Below are 16,161 nucleotides of genomic sequence, written 5' to 3'. Positions count from 1 at the left end.
CATGAATCCGACTGACAACCTCATCGACTTCGCCAGCTACCGCAAACGCAAACAGGCTCAGCAACGGGCACGGGCCATGTGGGAAATGTACGCACGCAACGCCGGCCTGCAGGCCTTTCAGTGGATCCAGGCCGCCCAATCGACCGAGACCCGTCACGCATGAACGCGCAGCAACCCTCGCGCTTTCTGGTGAGCGCAGGCGAACCCGTGACGGACTTGAGTAACCTCGAACAACTGGAAGAAGACCCGATCTGCGAGCGGGTCGCGCAGAACCTGCAACGGCTGCGAGGCAAGCGTCATTTGTCCCTCGACGCTCTGGCGCGACAATGCGGCGTGAGTCGGGCCATGCTGGCGCAGATCGAATCCGGACGCAGCGTGCCGTCGATCAAAGTGCTGTGCAAAATTGCCAAAGGCCTGAAGGTTTCGGTGGCGGCGTTTCTCGAGCACCGGGCTTTCGAAGGTGTGGCCGTGCTGTCAGCGAACCAGAGCAAACGCCTGGTCAGCGCCAGTGGCGCCTTCGTCAGCCGCGCGCTGTTTCCGTTCGACGTGGCACGCCAATCGGAATTCTACGAACTGCGTTTGAGCCCGTTGGGCGAAGACCACTCCGAGGGCCATGGCCCCGGTGTGCAGGAAAACCTGGTGGTGTCACAGGGCGTATTGGAAATCAGCGTCAACGATGAACGCTACCTGCTGTCCACCGGCGACTCGATCCTGTTCTACGCCGACCAGCCCCACCGCTATCGCAACCCCGCCGACAGTGAGGCTGTGGCTTATCTGGTGGTGACCTACCCAGAACGCCTGGACTGAATTCCATCGCGCCGAACCGAGATCCCTTGTGGGATCTGTGGTGTCGCCAGAATGAAAAAGCCCCCGCAACCATCAGGTCGCGGGGGCTTTTAAATGTCTGCTGCCAAGGATCAGCAGGTGCAGCACATCATTGGCATGCCGTTGCAGCTCATCATCATCGGCATGCTGCAATCGTTCATCATTTTCATCATCAGGGCGCAGCAGCTTTTCATCATGTCCATGTTCATGCCAGCCATCGGCATGATTTTGCACATCATGCCGTCGGCCATCATGGTGCATTCCATCATGCACTTCATCGACGGCATCGGCATGCCCATCATTGGCATCATCATGTTCATCATTGGCATGGCCATGCTCGCCTGAGACATGCACATCATGCTCATGTTGCCGCAATGCATCATCATCGGCATGCCGCAGTTCATCATCATCTGCATCATTTCAGCGCTGTTCTTGAACATCGCCATATCCATGCCAGCAGCCGGCATCATTTTGCACATCATGCCGTCGTCCATCATTTCGCAGCTCATGGTCGCCATCATCATCGGCATGCCCATCATTGGCATCATCGACATGTTGGTGTTCATCATCGGCATTGGCATCTGCATGGCGTTCATCATGGTGTAACTCCCTAAGCGATTCGATAGTTGGACGAAGCTGATGGGGGCGGATTCTAAGGACTGGCGAAGGGACGACAAGATGATGGCCGAGCAGCAGAAATTGATGTTGAAACCGCTTTAGTGCCGTGGCGGGGACGCCGTTGTCTGCTGTAGCGCCCCTATCGATTTCATCGCATACAGAATCAAAGCGAGGACGTGGTTTTATCGGTTATGGATATTCGACCCAGCGCTATATAAAGAACCGAAAGAAATAATCGATCTAAACAGCGCAGAGTTTTTTACCCGTGCCAGGAGCTAGCAAGGCTTGTGCATTCGCAACCAGGCCTGCTGGCGCTGTTGCGGTCAGGAGCATGCAGCAGTACACCGACCTGACCCGCGAGCTGTTCTTTGAGAACAATAACGTCAAACGCTTCAAAACCCTTGTTTCGATGAGCACCGTGAAGCTGGGTTTGAATATCCCGTTGGGCGTTGAATAACCTACGGTGCAGTGGAAGCGTCAACGACCAAGACTATCCGCCAATCCTCTGGCCTGTTGAGTCGCGACCTCACGCGCGCCGAGGTCAACGTCTTCCCCCAGGATAGTTTTCTCTACAGTCACCGAGTGCACATCCGTCACGCCGATAAATTTCAGCCAGGCTTCCACGTAGGGCTTCTGGAAGTCGAAGCGCTCTGCCGGGGTGATCGACTGCGCCGAAAAATCCAGGCCGCGGGCATACATCACCACAGCGGTCTTGTTGTGCAGCATGCCTTCCAGACCGCGCTCCGGATCGAAGCTGAACAGGATGTCTTTCTGCGACACCAGGTCGATGAAGTGCTTGAGTTTGTACGGGATGCTGAAATTCCACAGTGGCACGGACATCACCAGCACATCCGCGCTGTGCAGGTGCGCGGCCAGATCTTTTAAGGTGTTCCAAGCGTCTTGTTGTACCGGGGTCAAGGGCGTGCCATTGAGTCCGGCGTATTTGGCCTCCATGGCCTGATCATTGAACTCCGGCAACGCCATGTTCCAAAGGTCGAGGGTGATGATTTCGGTGTCCGGGGTGTTTTCCTGATAGCGCGCAATGAAGCTGCGGGCGACTTCAAGGGAGGCCGAGCGCTGTTTGCGCGGGGAACATTCGATATGCAGAAGAGTAGTCATGGCACGCCTCGGGTAATGGGAGATGGGGGGGCGGCAAACATTGCAACATAGTTTCATTTGGAATATAAATCGTAAATAAATAGCCAATTAATCACATATCAAACTATGTTCGATGTTCTGCTACTCAAGACATTTGTCACGGTCGTCGATGAAGAAGGCTTCAGCCGTGCAGCCGAGAAACTGCACCTGACCCAGTCCGCGGTCAGTGGGCACGTGCGGCGACTGGAAGAACAGATTGGTAAACCCCTGTTGAGGCGTACCACCCGTTCCCAACAACTGACGCCCGATGGCGAACGCCTGGTGGCTTATGCACGCACCATCCTCGCGCTGAACCGTGATGCCTGGGCAGAACTGACACGCACGCCGTTTCACGGGCGACTACGGATCGGGGTATCCGAAGATTTTGTCGAATCGCGATTAATGCGGACTTTTCAGGATTTCGCGGCGCAGTACCCGGGGATGGAGATCGACGTGCAGGTGGGCATTCCGGGCACGTTGCTGGCCTCGATGAAACAAGGGCATCTGGAACTGGTCATCGGCTCTCTGTGCGAAACCAGCGACACGGGGCTGCTGCTATGGCAAGAACCGCTGGTGTGGGCCTGGTCGGCGCAGCCCGTCACCGAGTTACCGACGCCGTTGCCGCTGGCCCTGTTCCCCGAGCCGTGCCCTTATCGCGAGGTGGCCCTGACACAACTGGCTCGGGCGGGAATCGCCCAACGAACGGCGATGTTGTGCAGCAGCACGGCCGGATTGCGAGCCGCAGCGCTTGCTGGCTTTGCGGTAGCGCCCATGCCAGTCAGCCAGTTGGGGCAAGGACTGGCGGTTCTTGGGGCGGAACAAGGATTGCCGGATTTGCCGGATGCGCAGTTTCGCTTGTTCAGCGCTCCTGAAGCGGATCAGGCGATTGTGGCAGCGGTCACTCAACTCATTGTGAAGTATTGCTCTACGCGCAGGACTTAAGAATCATACCTTGTTGACCCCGTTACTCACTGCTCAGGGAGAGCGCCATGTCTGTAGAAATCCAGCTTTCGGAAAATGCGACTGAAGCAGAGCGACTAGGAATTTTGACCCCATTGCTGGCCCATAACCTGGCCAACGGTGGGGACGACGCCTATGAAACTTTTGCTCTGTTGCTACGAGACGCTGACAGTAACGAAGTTATTGGTGGGCTGTACGGCAAGATCTCTTATCGATGGCTGCTCATCGATCTTGTCAGCGTTCCCGAGTCAATGCGCGGTCAGGGTATCGGAGAACGGCTAATGCGCATGGCTGAAGAAGTCGCGCAGAAAAAACACTGCATTGGTATCTGGCTGGAAACCTTCAGCTTTCAGGCTCCCGGTTTTTATCGAAAACTGGGTTACTCCGAATTCGGACGCCTGGCAGACTATCCACCAGGACATACCCGGCTCTATTACCAGAAGTTGTTGTGCTGACCACGTTTTCGATCCGGGGCCGATAGTTGCGCTTTACAGCGGACGGCTATCGGCCAATTGCGAACCTTAACGATCGTGAATCAGTCCTCACCTTCATGCGCTCATTTGCCAACCCGGTGCCGTGCAGCTACTGTCAGCTTTATGAATCAGCCACGAATTGCCTTGACCACGACTACCACGACCGCCAGAGGCGGGTCGTGAGAGGTGTCGTGAGCCAATAACATACGAACTTCAAAGGCCCGCCAGCGATGGACAGGGCCTTTTCTTTTGCCCTTGTGTCGCTGGTCCAAACGCAAGGAAAAGCACTATGTATGCACTGTTGATTCTCGATATGCAGGTTGGGTTGTTTCATGGTCCGGATAAACCGTGGGCTGGCGAAGCGCTGCTAGACACGTTGAATAACCTGTTGAGTAAAGCCCGGCGTGCAGGTGCGCCAATTTTTCTCGCACGCCATATTGGTCCACCTGGTTCGCCTATCGAGTCTGGAAGTCCGTTGACGCAACTGGTGGAGGAACTGGAGCTACAGGGCGACGAAGTGATCTTCGAGAAAAGCCGACCCAACGCCTTCACCAAGACTGGTCTGGCCGATCAGCTACGAGCTTGTGGCGCTCAGGGCGTGGTCATTACCGGAATGAAGACCCAATACTGTGTCGACAGCACCTGCCGCGCTGCACGGGATTTTGGATTCGATGCAGTGCTGATCGCCGACGGCCACACCTGCAACAGCACCCCTGCGCTGAAGGCTGAAGAGATTGTCGCTCATCACAATGCGACTCTGGCGGGACCATTCTGTCGCGTCGTATATGCTGAGGACTGGTGTTTCTAACCGCCATCGACAGACCGATCCGAGTCAGGGCCGATCTGCCCACTTTGGGTCGACAGCAGCCTTTGCCGAGTGGCAATGGTCGTGGCCCGCCCCTATCGCCCCCTGCTGCGCCCTCTTCACGCTCACACCTGATCCATAGCCTCGACCACTTCCCGATCCTCACCCAGAAACCCGCCGCTTTGATGCTGCCACAGCCGCGCATAAATCCCGTTCTTCCCGAGCAATTCGGTGTGGGTGCCCTGTTCGATGATTCGTCCGTTGTCCATGACGATGAGCCGGTCCATGGCCGCAATGGTGGACAGTCGATGGGCGATGGCGATCACAGTCTTGCCCTGCATCATTTCATCGAGGCTTTCCTGTATGGCGACTTCGACTTCCGAGTCCAGCGCGCTGGTGGCCTCGTCAAGAAGCAGGATCGGGGCATTCTTGAGCATCACCCGGGCGATCGCGACGCGTTGGCGCTGGCCGCCCGACAGCTTGATGCCGCGCTCACCCACAAGGGTGTCGTAACCGGTATGGCCTTGCCGGTCGCTCAGTTGGCTGATGAACTCATCAGCCTGGGCATTGGCCGCGGCGCTGCGGATTTGCGCGTCGGTCGCATCGGGGCGGCCATAGGCGATGTTGTCACGAATGGAACGGTGCAGCAGGGAGGTATCCTGCGTGACCATACCGATGGAGCCGCGCAGGCTGTCTTGCGTCACTTGTGCGATGTTCTGGCCGTCGATGCGAATCTCCCCGCTGTCGACGTCATAAAAGCGCAGCAGCAAGTTGATAAGCGTGGATTTGCCGGCGCCAGAGCGGCCAACCAGACCGATCTTTTCGCCCGGACGGATGTGCAGGCTCAGGCCATCGAGCACCTGACGTTCGCCGTTATAGTTGAAGCTCACCTTATCGAAGGTGACCGCGCCGCCGGAGGTCACCAGGACGCCCGCGTCCGGCGCATCCTGCACCTTTGGGCCGCGGGTCAGGGTTGCCATGCCATCCTGCACGGTGCCTATGCTCTCGAACAGCGAGGTCATTTGCCACATGATCCAGTGCGACATGCCATTAATGCGCAGCGCCATGGCGGTGATTGCCGCCACGGCACCTGCGCCGACCTCACCCTGGTGCCATAGCCACAGGGCATAACCCCCCGCCGCCATGATCAACGCCACCACCAATGCCTGGTTGACGATCTCGAACTGGCTGACCAGGCGCATCTGGCGAAAGCCGGTTTGTTTGAAATCCTCCATCGCTGCACGCGCGAAATGCGCTTCCCGATTGGAGTGGGAGAACAGCTTCACCGTCGTGATGTTCGTGTAGGCGTCTGAGATACGCCCGGTCATCATCGACCGCGCATTGGCCTGTTCCTGCCCGACTTTCCCCAGGCGGGGCACGAAGTACCACATGGCCAGCCCAAACAACACGACCCAGGCAATGAAAGGCAGCATCAGTTTCAGGGCGAAGCCGCCGGCCAGTGCGATGATCGCGATGAAATACACCCCGATCCCGGGCGCGATCTCGATAAGGGTGAATAGCATGTCGCGCACCGCCAGCGCAGTCTGCATCACCTTGGTGGTGACCCGGCCGGAAAACTCATCGGAAAAAAACGAAAGGCTTTGCCGCAGCATCAAGCGATGGAAGTCCCAGCGCAGCCGCAACGGCAAGTTAATCGCCAATATCTGGTGCTGCACCATGGTGCGCAACGCCACCAGCCCGACACTGGTCACCATGATGATGCCCATGCCCCACAACACGCGACTTTCCTGCGCAGCCGCTTCACCGCCTGCCTGCCAGGTCGAGAGCAGGTCCACGACCTGCCCGAGGAAGGAAAATAGCCAGGCTTCGTAAATCGACACACCGGCACTGAGCAGCGCAAACGCAAGAATGTAACCGCGGGCTCCCCGCGTACAGGCCCACAGGAAGCGAGCCAGGCCGTCGGGTGGCGGTGGTACCTCGTCAGGAGGAAAGGGGTCGAGCCTTCGTTCAAACGCACGAAGCATGGTGTTCTCCAAAACGATCAAGTTGAGGAGATTCTGCCATTGAACGGTTGCTTTGAGGGGGTTGCGAAGTTAGAGGTATGGCGCTTAGGCAGGTCGCTCTGAGGATTGGGCTGCCGGGAGCGGCCTCTTATACGCTGCCAGAAACCCTGTCGGCAGCGATAAATGCGCCGGTATCGAAGGGGGCTGGCCAAGAACGGACGTTCATCGAAGGACCGCTTTCGGCCCAGAGTGTGTAAAAACGCTTCGCCAAAATTGAAGTGTGCACGTCTACGTTAAATCTGAAGTTTATCGGCACGTCAGCAGATGTGGATTTCGCGTAGAAGCACGATTTCCAGTCCGGTTTTGAGTACCTGTCGCGCTCAAAAACGTTTTTACACAGCCTCGGCCAATAGCAGACGTTGAAGTGCTGTCTCCCACGCAGATGAATCAGGTCCGGGAAGCAAGCAAATCAATAAATGTACATGTCGATAGCTATCACAATGTCATTTTAGCTGCTCTATCAGTGTCGCTGAAACTTAGCGGTGCCCTTCTATATCACACGATTGAAAACCGTCTCCGATAATCACTCGGCCCCACCCCGAGACGCCGTATGAATGCCCTTCTGAATCCATCGGTATTGGCATAGCCGACGGTATCGGCCAGGCGCTTGAGTGATACATCCGAGTCTTCGATCAGGCGCTTAGCCGCGTCGATGCGGGCAAGCTCGACAAACTCGGCCGGGGTGGAGCCGGCTTCCGCCTTGAAGGTTCGGGCAAAGTTTCGTTCGCTCATGCCAGCACGACCAGCCAATACGGGTACGCTCAGGTCGGCCTTGAGGTGCTGTAATACATACTCCTGCACCTCCCTGATCACACTGCGTTCAACTGTCTGCGCGGCCAATTGCGCACTGAATTGCGATTGCCCGCCAGGACGCTTTAAGAACATCACCATTTCACGGGCGACGCTTAGCGCCAGTTCCCTGCCGTGATCCTCTTCTACCAGCGCCAACGCCAGATCCATTCCTGCCGTGACCCCGGCCGAGGTGTAGATATTGCCGTCCTTGATGAAAATGCTGTCGGGTTCGACGCGGGTTTGCGGATGTTCCCTGGCGAGTTTCGCACTGGAGTTCCAGTGAGTCGTGACACGGCGCCCGTCGAGCAGGCCAGCGGCGGCCAGCACGAAAGCACCGCTGCAGACCGAGCCGATACGCCGCGCGGTTTTGGCCTGCTGGCGCAGCCACTCCTGCAACGCAGGGTTCAGGGCAATTTCGTCGATGTTCGGGCTGCCGGCCACGAGCAATGTGTCAATCCTGCCCTTATAGGTCTCGAAGGTCTTATCGATGCCAAGCTGCAAACCGCTTGAGCCTTTAATCATGCCCTTGTCGGTACCGATGACTTCGACCCGATAGGCCCGTTGATTACCCAGCTGTTTAGCCGCTTCGGCGAAGACGTCGGCTGGGCCGACGATGTCCAGTAGTTGCACGCGGGGGAATGCCAGGAGGGTTATGCGCATGATGTCTGTCCTCGTCGAATCATTGGCTGAATACATCGTAACCTGCCTATTTCAGCCAAAACCCATTGGACCGAAAATAGCCCCAACAGCACATTCAGTCCAGCAGGAGACGACCATGAACACTGCATACATCCCCACCGTCGCTGCAGCTCAGTCGATACCAGCCAGCACGACGTCCATTAAAAACCTGCCCATCAATCTGTTCGGTTCAGTGATGGGGTTGGCCGGCCTGGGACTAGCCTGGCGCTTGAGTGGTCAGTATTTCGGTATCGGCGGCATGTTGGGTGAAGCAATTGGCGCACTGGCCGGTCTGGTATTCGTTCTGCTGACCCTCGGTTACCTGGGCAAATGGCTGAAACACCCGGGTGCGGTGAAGACCGAGTTCAACCATCCAATTGCCAGCAACTTTTTTGGCACCGTCACCATCGCACTGTTACTGCTGTCGGCCGTCGCGGCGCCTCACAGTGAAATGCTCGGTCAGGCGCTCTGGATTCTGGGCAGCGCACTGACCGTGTTGCTTGCAGGCCTGGTGGTTTCCCGTCTGTTGTCGGGCAATCAGGACTCGTTGAATGCCGTACCTGCCTGGCTGATTCCAGGTGTTGCCACCCTCGATATCGCGGTCACCGGCGCGCACATGTCTATGCCATGGGTGACGGAGTTCAACCTGTTTGCCCTCGCGGTGGGTGCGGTGTTGGCGCTGGTTTTCTTCACCCGGATTTTTTCGCGGTTGGTGCACGAGGCCCCCCTGGCCAAAGGTATGGTGCCTTCGTTGATGGTCCTGATTGCACCCTTTGAAGTAGGTTTTCTGGCGTATACCAACGTGTTCGGCGAGATCGACCGGTTTGCCAGCGTTTTGTTCTTCTTCGGCCTGTTTCTGTTCGTAGTGTTGAGCTTCAAAGTGTTCCGTCGCGATGTGCCTTTTGCCCCTTCGTGGTGGGCAATCAGCTTCCCCATCGCAGCCCTGAGCAATGCGGCACTGAAATACGCACATGCTCAGGACAACATCCTGCTGATGATCATCGCTGCCGTGATTCTGCTGTTCCTCACTGTGGCACTGACCGTGCTGTTGGTGAAAACCCTGATCAGCCTGTTCAGCGGAAAACTGCTGGCCAACTGACCTTTTACCTCCCTTTGGCGAGCCTTCACCGGCTCGCTTTTTTTTTGCCCATACAGGTTTTATCGAATGACATACAACACATCGTGGCTACTGCTTATCCTTGCCGGATTCCTGGAGGTTTTCTTTGCAATCGGGTTGAAATCTGCAAATGGCCTTGAACGGCCCTGGCTGCTGGTCGGCACGGTCATCGTGTTGGCCGGCAGTTTGTGCTTGTTGACGATGGCGTTGCGGGTGTTGCCCGTAGGAACTGCCTATGCAGTCTGGACCGGAATCGGCGCCGCCGGCACAGCCATTGTCGGAATATATTGGTTGGGTGATGCGGTATCGTTCTGGAAGCTTGTCTGGATCGGCTTGATACTGTTGAGTGTCGCCGGCCTACGCTGGGCAGCCTAATCAGGGCGAGCCAACCCCCATGTTTTGAACTGTGAGAAATAGGAACATAGACGAAGATTGCTTTGAAATGTCAGCAACGGTTCATACTTTAAAAAGACAGCTTTGTGTCGATTTCTGCCTGTGGTGACCGGTAACTATGAGTCAGAAGTGGTCGGTCGCGAATAGCTGCTTTCGATAGCTGCCCGTCGCGATTGACAAAAATCGGCCAAGTGCGGACTGACGGATTCCGTCCATTAGCGCGAACCGACGAACGGCTCCGTAACAACCGCGGCACCTAACGACTTTCTTAGATAGGTTGCCGCTGCAGGACACAAATGCTTGAACTGGACGGTTTGACTGATAGCGACCGGCGCTTCACCCCTATTGAAAATTTCATACCCGTTGGCTGTAAAAAATCCAGTCGCGCTTTGAGTTAACAAGTGCAACCGATGCCCCCCCTGGAAGGCAGCATATTGTTCCAGCTCTGACAGCACAGCTTTGCCAAGCCCTTTCCCACGATGCGAATCACTAACGACTAGTGAGCGAAGCAGCATGTCTTGACCAGAACCCTCCAGCCCGCCATATGCAATCCATTTTCCGTCCATCTCAAAACGGAAAAACTGCCTACCCGGTTCGCTTAAATCATCAAAGGGCAATGCGGCTTGACTCAGAGCCTCACGGAGCTGATTCAATCCGTTCGCCTCGATTTTAAACATCTGCATTATCAGTGCCTTCTATAGCTCCCAAAGCACTCAACGCTAGCAGACTTAGCCGTTTTGGCCTTGTCGCCGGTCGACACGGTATTGGACCCTTGGGGGTCGATTTCTGCCAGTTATGACAGGCAGAAATCGGCCGATTCTGTTGAAAAAGTAGCTCCCCCGTCTGGCCTGCGGCAAAATTCTCGCATTGGCCAGCAGGGAAGCACGCAGCATGATGGGACAGTTATCGAGTGGGCAGGAACGGCTGCTTTACTCGTTCAACCTTAAAGCTCACATCCCACAGAATCGACCCAGAGCGGACGGTGGCGATAGGCAAAAGTCGGCCAAAAGCGGACGTCTAAAGAGGCTCGATTTTGAGGGTACAGTGTCTTACGAAGCCGGGGCGATTCGCTCCGTATCTCTTCATATCTGAACGAACGTCCTCTGATTTCTCCAGCCCTGAAACCGTTGATATACCGTTGACCATGGGCCGAAGTACTCCGCTATATCTCGGCACGCAGCACCGAAGCAGAGTACCCAGAGCACACCAGCAAGCATCAGGCGGTCGCTCATGACAGTGGGCCTCGTCCGAGAGATCGTAGCTTTGCCACGATGAGTTACACCACTTCCTGGGACACAATCGATAGGTACTGGCTGGCGGGGTACCTCGGTGTGTGGCCGGGCATGAAATGCCTTCTGCTGAGGGGCCTTTTATAATGGATAAGCGATTGATTTAATATGTTTTTGGGGGCGTACCCATAAAAGCGGTTGAAGAATGTGATGAGCGTCAATATTAAAAATATCGGCCGGTATTCAAGCAAGTCAGGTTGTCGATTTCATTCCTGCTAGAGTACCAGACCATTCCCGGTTGTTTTTCTTTTGCATAGTTCACGAAAAAAGCGACGTAATTTGTGTTTTTTTCCTTGAAGATGGTTTTGTATTCAACCTTTACTCTGAGCATTAAGCTGCGCGTTTCGCGTAGCGGGGTGTTTGTCCTGTTGTTTTGGAGTTGCCTGGAGTGTGTGACGCTTGCATCGTAAAGGCAGTAGCCTTCCGGTATGTATTTGGCAGTTATCAAGGTGTTGATATCCCTCACCGATACCAGAGGTAGTGCAATTGACTGACCTTTGCTGATCTTGATGCCATTGCCTCCGGCGGCAACGTAAAAGCGACTTTTTTCGGTTTTAATGACTTTGGAATCTGCTATGGGGCTACCTGGAATTTCGATGGCCAAGCTTATTTTTGTATTCAGTGCCGGTAGCTCTGAGACATTTTTTATTGTGGCAGCAAGAAATTCACGATTGCCGTCATAAATGGTGCTCGAAAAGTCCATGGATTCGAGCGTTAGCGTAGTCGGGTGGGTGGCGATCAGATAGGCATCTTGTATAGTTGTGGGTGGAGGCAGTTGGCAGTAAATATTGATCGGAGAGTCGGTTATATCCTGGAGGTTGTTGGCGCAGTTGGAGCTTCTTATTTCCTGTTTTTCGGCGCTTAGCGCAGGCAGGGAAATGATAAGTAATATCGAGGCGGTCAACGTTTTCAATTCAGTTCGTCCTGATGTTGATAGGGCTATTGCTGACATTGTTGAAGTTGTTGGCATTCTTGGAGTTGGTAATGGTTTGTGAATGTGCCGCTTCTTCTTTATCTTGCATGCTTGAGAGGTGTGCCGTGATGGTTTTTAATACCTCGAGCTTGCAGGTCTGCGTGCTCTTGATTGCGTCTAGAACTTGGTTTTTCAAGACACCTTGGTGTGCTTCCTTTGTATGGTCGGCTGAAAGGGAGACTCCCAGTCTTGCTAATTTTTTTGCGAGTCCTGAGAGTTGGGCGTCTATATTGCCTTGGACCGTGGTTTTAGTGGTTTCGCCAGCCAGTGGTGCTTGCCCACATATCGCATTGGATGTCTCTATGGATAATTTCATCGCGCGATCCAGTTGTGGATTCAGATCAGCGACAGCCATTGAGTTCGTGCATTGAATTAGAGCAATTAGTGCGATGCCACACTTGATTTTCATTTATGAATACCTGTACACATTTCAATGTTTGAAGTGTTGTCTAGATTGAGCAGGAAACTCCCCTTTGTGCGCAGCATAACGTCGATGCGCATGCTAGGACTTGTACGCAGTTTATACATCAAATAATGGCTATTAGCCATTAATGATGGCCGAGGCACTCGGCCAACCTCCATATGATAGGCATGGCCTTTCGGCATTCAGCCGTCATTGTGGCGATGGTCGACCACCGCACGACTCGACCAGTGCGGTATTCACTGATCGACTTCAACGGATCAGCATCCCCGCTAACACCAGTTCGGATGTGCCCTCGATCACCGAGCGAGGGTTGGGATGTCCCCAATGCCTCGCTGATGCTCGATCTCACAGCAGTACGCAAAAGCAACACGATATTTCAGGCATACACCGCGAAGCATTTCTATTCCCGTCAATCGCAAGCGACTGCGCTAAGTTTCCCCCCACCGGCATTCTTGCCGCCCACAATTCCTTTATGTTTCGTTGCGAGTAGCCTGTTGAGGAAGTTTGCGTATGTGAGTGCTGCTGAGCATGAATACAAGGACCTGCCGCCGGACGTTCAGGATGAGTTCGGCAAAGACCTGCGACGCATCCAGTATTGCCAGGACCCAGAGCGGCCAATCAAGTCGTTGATGGAATCGGTAGGAGTGGGCGCCATTGAGCTCATCATCTGGGGCCCTATCGATTGCTGCTATGCGATAGGACGTCTGCTGCTGAAGACAGGGAGGGGCACAAAATGTCTCAAAGTAGCCTATTATAGACGACCGCTATCGACCCAAAGTGGTCTCTCGCGATTGACTGCAACCGACCAGAAGGAGGCGCTCGAAAGCGTCTACGGGATCGGGCCTATTCAATGTGTTGATTGCTTGTATATTACCATTCCGTAAATGAATATCGTGGGAAGGGCTTCAAGTGACAAACGATTCAATACCCAAGGCTCGTACCTTCTGGGAAGAGAAAGATTATCTGAGCTCGGTGAGGGTAGGTCTAACGACAGAGCTCCCATCCAAATATAAGAATTCAGGGCATTTTGCCGAAGTATTACTCAATCTCGCTTATGCGCTATACAGCGCATCCGAAGCTAATCTCTACAATGAATTCACGCGCATTTTTCCTAAGTATATGGCGCTTGTCGCACCCAACATTCATTCCGAACCCCCAATTGGATATCACAACCACGCGTGCTTGATGCAGCACAATCTGAAAGCCGTGATATTTCAATATTATGAGAATACATGCTCGATTGATGAAGTGAGGGCGGCCGAAGAGCTTCTAGTAAGATGTACTACTTTTACACCCAACCCTTCGGCGTTAGACGAACAAAATACAAAACTCTTGGGGTTGGTCGGTCTCATCCAAGCGGGGAAAGACCCTTACTTCACTGTAGCTTTCAAGCTTCCGTTTGCTCTGCCTTTACCCGATGGTAAGTACGAAGTAACGCATCCGGGCGGAAAAATGACTATTTCCGTCGAGGGCTTCGTCGCTGACGACGTGTCTTCTCGTGTGGACGACCGGCACTTCTCACGAGTGGAAGTCACAGCAAAAGGGTTCACTTGCACCGACAACTACTGGAGCGGCCCCAATATCGAAAGCGACCAAACGGAACCATGGAATAGACGTCTTGCGCTCTCGGTCGTGAACCGGGTTGTGCTGGAATCGAAATTGGTAGACGAGTCGCTTCGAATTGTCATGGCTTCATCGCGCGACATCGGAAATATAGCTACTACACAGTACGACGGGGATGGTGCCACATTCCATCTATCGATTGCGTTGACCTTTGGGGGATTCTCTCTGGTAGATACCCTGTCTCGGCAGCAGGTTACTCCAGAAAAATGTCAGCTCTTGACCGAACGACTGTCGGTCGGAGAGATGGCGATGCATGAAAATCTGTATGCCCAGGCGCTGATCCAACGAGGTACCGAAAACTTGGTTGGGGCCTACTATCTTTTGAACTCCGCTGCAGAGGCAATGATTGACTGCTTCTTAGTCTCTTTATGTGAGAAGTTCGAGGTATCCGACAAACTTAGTCGTTTTTTGTTGGGCGAATCGATTTGCGTTTCCTGCGAGCTGTTCAAGGCGGCGCCGGTTGCGATCGATACACCTCGCTCAGCCAATCCACCGTCGGCGTTTCAGCGATTTAAATTTTTGAAGGAAGTAGGAGTCGCAAAATCCGCTGATGTGCGTAGCCTCATTAAATCGCTTGTGACCGTTCGGAGCGACAGTCTGCGCAACGACTTGAGTCACGGAAGGAAAGACTGCATCCCTTCAGTTGCGGTCGACAAGGCAATAGTAGCGTTCCGTGAACTCCGATCCACTTTTCAAGCACTAAGTATCCGCGATGAATAAGTGATGACAGTAAATGAATCTTGAGCCCCACGACAGTAACCGTGTCGATGGCAAGAACGCTTTGCATTGGGTGCATACAGAAGCCGTCAATAGCATGTTGACGGTTGCCAAATGACCAGTATTTTTTTCGAAAAATGAATGGCAGTTGCGAGTGTATCGGACATTTTAGCGAGCAAGTGCCGGCCTAGGTGAACGACCGCTCATGGCCGATCTCTGCCTGTCACCAAGGGCTGTATCCGTACCCATAGCTGCCCTTCGCGGGGGCAGCTCATGACCAGAAAGCGAGTCGTCAGCCTAAGACGATTGCGCTGCTTCATGCCGAAAATCACGGAATCTCGCCGCGTTTGGTTCAAGGGCAAGGGTCAGGCTATTGGCGATATACGATACCGTTCGATAGAAGCCCGCCAGCATCAGCAGTTCAAGGATTTGATCATCATCGAGGTATCGTCGAGTGGCCTGAAATTCCGCTTCAGTCAAGGTAGCGCGGTTGTGCAGGGCATCAATAGTAGCCAGCAGCACCGCCTCTTCCTCCGTCCAGTGCTCCGCCCGGAGCGGATAATCCAAGGTGTGGCCGATATCGTCTCTCGTCAATCCGGCCCGCTCTGCGAAAGCCATAACGTGCACACCCCACTCATATTCGCATCCGGTAAGTGCGCAGACCCTATTGATGATTAGCTCCCGCTGACGAAGCGTCAGCAGGTTTCCATCCAGCAGTGAACCAGCCGTGAACTTCCGCCATGCCCTTTCGCTAGTGGCGATGGTGGTGAACAACAACAGTGGTGGGACGCCCTCTCCCATTATTTTGTCAAACGTCGCCTGGAGGCCTTCCGTGTAGGGTTTTTCGAGTGTTTTGATTCGAGTCATGATGTACCCTTCGCTATCAAATGTGTAGCGCTAGTATTTGCTACATTATCTGTAGCGAGCAAGGGCCATATGCATGAATGATGATCACAGCTTGGGTTTGCAAATGATGAGTGGGCGTCGCCCAATCATGGCACTTTTGGATGTGCTCGGACAGAAATGGGCGTTGAGGATCCTTTGGGAGCTTCAGCACGGTTCACTCAGTTCCCGTGCACTGCGAAGTGTGTGTGGCGATATCTCGCCCACTGTCTTGCAAAGTAGGGTCAACGAACTTCGTGGGGCAGGTTTCATTGAGTCAAACGAGGGCGGTTACGGGCTCACTCCACTGGGTATGGAGCTTTCGGAGTCGTTCTTCCCTCTGTATAGATTCGCCAATACATGGGCTGATTCATTGGGCAAAAATAAGGTTTGATTCCTGGTGGGATGTCCCCCTTTCGGGGTGTAAGGAG

17 protein-coding genes and 2 pseudogenes are annotated in these 16,161 nt (G+C 54.3%); 10 read left to right on the top strand and 9 right to left on the bottom strand.

Annotated elements, in window-relative coordinates:
- Position 1 precedes the first annotated feature (1 nt).
- Positions 2 to 163, top strand: coding sequence for a hypothetical protein (locus tag AF70_RS25885; protein WP_019648689.1), 162 nt, complete (start codon positions 2 to 4; stop codon positions 161 to 163).
- On the top strand, positions 160 to 807 hold the full coding sequence (locus AF70_RS25880; protein ID WP_018929778.1) for a helix-turn-helix domain-containing protein: 648 nt from the start codon (positions 160 to 162) through the stop codon (positions 805 to 807). The genes AF70_RS25885 and AF70_RS25880 overlap by 4 nt, the downstream gene beginning before the upstream one ends.
- Before the next feature lie 110 nt (positions 808 to 917).
- On the opposite strand, the gene AF70_RS29925 is transcribed toward AF70_RS25880, so the two are convergent.
- Positions 918 to 1,424 carry a hypothetical protein gene (locus AF70_RS29925; RefSeq protein ID WP_081791062.1) on the bottom strand — a complete coding sequence of 169 codons (507 nt, stop codon included), beginning with the start codon at positions 1,422 to 1,424 and terminating at the stop codon, positions 918 to 920.
- Positions 1,425 to 1,759: 335 nt separating this feature from the next.
- Here AF70_RS29925 and AF70_RS25870 point away from each other — a divergent pair.
- Positions 1,760 to 1,900: pseudogene (locus AF70_RS25870) on the top strand (AsnC family transcriptional regulator); the annotation flags it as partial.
- A 20-nt stretch (positions 1,901 to 1,920) separates the two neighbouring features.
- Here the strand turns inward: AF70_RS25870 and AF70_RS25865 are convergent.
- Positions 1,921 to 2,562, bottom strand: a complete 642-nt coding sequence (locus AF70_RS25865) for an FMN-dependent NADH-azoreductase (RefSeq protein ID WP_028940215.1) — start codon at positions 2,560 to 2,562, stop codon at positions 1,921 to 1,923.
- Positions 2,563 to 2,667: 105 nt separating this feature from the next.
- Between AF70_RS25865 and AF70_RS25860 the strand changes: the two genes are divergently transcribed.
- The 3 genes from AF70_RS25860 (at position 2,668) to AF70_RS25850 (ending at position 4,821) form a co-directional block, all read left to right on the top strand.
- A complete protein-coding gene (locus tag AF70_RS25860; protein ID WP_028940214.1) occupies positions 2,668 to 3,522 on the top strand; it encodes a LysR substrate-binding domain-containing protein in 855 nt (284 codons plus the stop codon).
- 47 nt (positions 3,523 to 3,569) lie between these two features.
- Entirely contained in the window at positions 3,570 to 3,995 is a 426-nt protein-coding gene (locus AF70_RS25855; protein ID WP_018929784.1) for an N-acetyltransferase, read from the top strand.
- A gap of 307 nt (positions 3,996 to 4,302) precedes the next feature.
- Positions 4,303 to 4,821 (top strand): cysteine hydrolase family protein, encoded by a 519-nt coding sequence (locus AF70_RS25850; protein ID WP_019579474.1) that lies wholly within the window; start codon positions 4,303 to 4,305, stop codon positions 4,819 to 4,821.
- A 122-nt stretch (positions 4,822 to 4,943) separates the two neighbouring features.
- Here the strand turns inward: AF70_RS25850 and AF70_RS25845 are convergent, their stop codons facing one another.
- Positions 4,944 to 6,803, bottom strand: coding sequence for an ABC transporter ATP-binding protein (locus AF70_RS25845; protein ID WP_019579475.1), 1,860 nt, complete (start codon positions 6,801 to 6,803; stop codon positions 4,944 to 4,946).
- 534 nt (positions 6,804 to 7,337) lie between these two features.
- A complete protein-coding gene (locus AF70_RS25840) occupies positions 7,338 to 8,294 on the bottom strand; it encodes a GlxA family transcriptional regulator (protein ID WP_028940213.1) in 957 nt (318 codons plus the stop codon).
- Between the two features lie 115 nt (positions 8,295 to 8,409).
- On the opposite strand from AF70_RS25840, the gene AF70_RS25835 reads away from it, so the two are divergent.
- Together AF70_RS25835 and AF70_RS25830 are read left to right on the top strand one after the other, a co-directional pair.
- The gene (locus AF70_RS25835) at positions 8,410 to 9,411 is read left to right on the top strand and encodes an SLAC1 anion channel family protein (protein WP_028940212.1); all 1,002 of its coding nucleotides are present in this window, start codon (positions 8,410 to 8,412) and stop codon (positions 9,409 to 9,411) included.
- A 66-nt stretch (positions 9,412 to 9,477) separates the two neighbouring features.
- A complete protein-coding gene (locus AF70_RS25830) occupies positions 9,478 to 9,804 on the top strand; it encodes a multidrug efflux SMR transporter (RefSeq protein ID WP_028940211.1) in 327 nt (108 codons plus the stop codon).
- 233 nt (positions 9,805 to 10,037) lie between these two features.
- Here the strand turns inward: AF70_RS25830 and arsN2 are convergent, their stop codons facing one another.
- The 4 genes and pseudogenes from arsN2 to AF70_RS25810 form a co-directional block, all read right to left on the bottom strand.
- Positions 10,038 to 10,505, bottom strand: a complete 468-nt coding sequence (gene arsN2 / locus AF70_RS25825; RefSeq protein ID WP_028940210.1) for an arsenic resistance N-acetyltransferase ArsN2 — start codon at positions 10,503 to 10,505, stop codon at positions 10,038 to 10,040.
- A gap of 402 nt (positions 10,506 to 10,907) precedes the next feature.
- Positions 10,908 to 11,066 (bottom strand): annotated as a pseudogene (locus AF70_RS25820) (transposase); the annotation flags it as partial.
- A gap of 208 nt (positions 11,067 to 11,274) precedes the next feature.
- Positions 11,275 to 12,024 carry a hypothetical protein gene (locus tag AF70_RS25815; protein WP_028940209.1) on the bottom strand — a complete coding sequence of 250 codons (750 nt, stop codon included), beginning with the start codon at positions 12,022 to 12,024 and terminating at the stop codon, positions 11,275 to 11,277.
- A gap of 1 nt (position 12,025) precedes the next feature.
- The gene (locus AF70_RS25810; RefSeq protein WP_028940208.1) at positions 12,026 to 12,493 is read right to left on the bottom strand and encodes a hypothetical protein; all 468 of its coding nucleotides are present in this window, start codon (positions 12,491 to 12,493) and stop codon (positions 12,026 to 12,028) included.
- Positions 12,494 to 13,417: 924 nt separating this feature from the next.
- On the opposite strand from AF70_RS25810, the gene AF70_RS25805 reads away from it, so the two are divergent.
- Positions 13,418 to 14,851 carry a hypothetical protein gene (locus AF70_RS25805; protein ID WP_028940207.1) on the top strand — a complete coding sequence of 478 codons (1,434 nt, stop codon included), beginning with the start codon at positions 13,418 to 13,420 and terminating at the stop codon, positions 14,849 to 14,851.
- A gap of 294 nt (positions 14,852 to 15,145) precedes the next feature.
- Here the strand turns inward: AF70_RS25805 and AF70_RS25800 are convergent, their stop codons facing one another.
- Positions 15,146 to 15,715: a carboxymuconolactone decarboxylase family protein gene (locus AF70_RS25800; RefSeq protein ID WP_028940206.1), complete on the bottom strand. Its 570-nt coding sequence runs from the start codon at positions 15,713 to 15,715 to the stop codon at positions 15,146 to 15,148.
- A 73-nt stretch (positions 15,716 to 15,788) separates the two neighbouring features.
- Between AF70_RS25800 and AF70_RS25795 the strand changes: the two genes are divergently transcribed.
- Positions 15,789 to 16,124 carry a helix-turn-helix domain-containing protein gene (locus AF70_RS25795; RefSeq protein WP_032831071.1) on the top strand — a complete coding sequence of 112 codons (336 nt, stop codon included), beginning with the start codon at positions 15,789 to 15,791 and terminating at the stop codon, positions 16,122 to 16,124.
- Positions 16,125 to 16,161: the final 37 nt, after the last annotated feature.

The organism is Pseudomonas sp. KD5, from assembly GCF_012932895.1.
In the GTDB taxonomy this organism is placed as follows: domain Bacteria; phylum Pseudomonadota; class Gammaproteobacteria; order Pseudomonadales; family Pseudomonadaceae; genus Aquipseudomonas.
The sequence above is the reverse complement of the archived record's forward strand: the minus strand, read 5'-3'. Positions and strand labels throughout refer to the sequence as shown.

What these genes read in the sequence shown, in the direction of transcription:
- AF70_RS25885 (WP_019648689.1), top strand. Translation starts at nt 2, where the DNA reads ATGAATCCGACTGACAACCTCATCGACTTCGCCAGCTACCGCAAACGC.
- AF70_RS25880 (WP_018929778.1), top strand. Translation starts at nt 160, where the DNA reads ATGAACGCGCAGCAACCCTCGCGCTTTCTGGTGAGCGCAGGCGAACCC.
- AF70_RS29925 (WP_081791062.1), bottom strand. Translation starts at nt 1,424, where the DNA reads ATGATGAACGCCATGCAGATGCCAATGCCGATGATGAACACCAACATG.
- AF70_RS25865 (WP_028940215.1), bottom strand. Translation starts at nt 2,562, where the DNA reads ATGACTACTCTTCTGCATATCGAATGTTCCCCGCGCAAACAGCGCTCG.
- AF70_RS25860 (WP_028940214.1), top strand. Translation starts at nt 2,668, where the DNA reads ATGTTCGATGTTCTGCTACTCAAGACATTTGTCACGGTCGTCGATGAA.
- AF70_RS25855 (WP_018929784.1), top strand. Translation starts at nt 3,570, where the DNA reads ATGTCTGTAGAAATCCAGCTTTCGGAAAATGCGACTGAAGCAGAGCGA.
- AF70_RS25850 (WP_019579474.1), top strand. Translation starts at nt 4,303, where the DNA reads ATGTATGCACTGTTGATTCTCGATATGCAGGTTGGGTTGTTTCATGGT.
- AF70_RS25845 (WP_019579475.1), bottom strand. Translation starts at nt 6,803, where the DNA reads ATGCTTCGTGCGTTTGAACGAAGGCTCGACCCCTTTCCTCCTGACGAG.
- AF70_RS25840 (WP_028940213.1), bottom strand. Translation starts at nt 8,294, where the DNA reads ATGCGCATAACCCTCCTGGCATTCCCCCGCGTGCAACTACTGGACATC.
- AF70_RS25835 (WP_028940212.1), top strand. Translation starts at nt 8,410, where the DNA reads ATGAACACTGCATACATCCCCACCGTCGCTGCAGCTCAGTCGATACCA.
- AF70_RS25830 (WP_028940211.1), top strand. Translation starts at nt 9,478, where the DNA reads ATGACATACAACACATCGTGGCTACTGCTTATCCTTGCCGGATTCCTG.
- arsN2 (WP_028940210.1), bottom strand. Translation starts at nt 10,505, where the DNA reads ATGCAGATGTTTAAAATCGAGGCGAACGGATTGAATCAGCTCCGTGAG.
- AF70_RS25810 (WP_028940208.1), bottom strand. Translation starts at nt 12,493, where the DNA reads ATGAAAATCAAGTGTGGCATCGCACTAATTGCTCTAATTCAATGCACG.
- AF70_RS25800 (WP_028940206.1), bottom strand. Translation starts at nt 15,715, where the DNA reads ATGACTCGAATCAAAACACTCGAAAAACCCTACACGGAAGGCCTCCAG.
- AF70_RS25795 (WP_032831071.1), top strand. Translation starts at nt 15,789, where the DNA reads ATGAATGATGATCACAGCTTGGGTTTGCAAATGATGAGTGGGCGTCGC.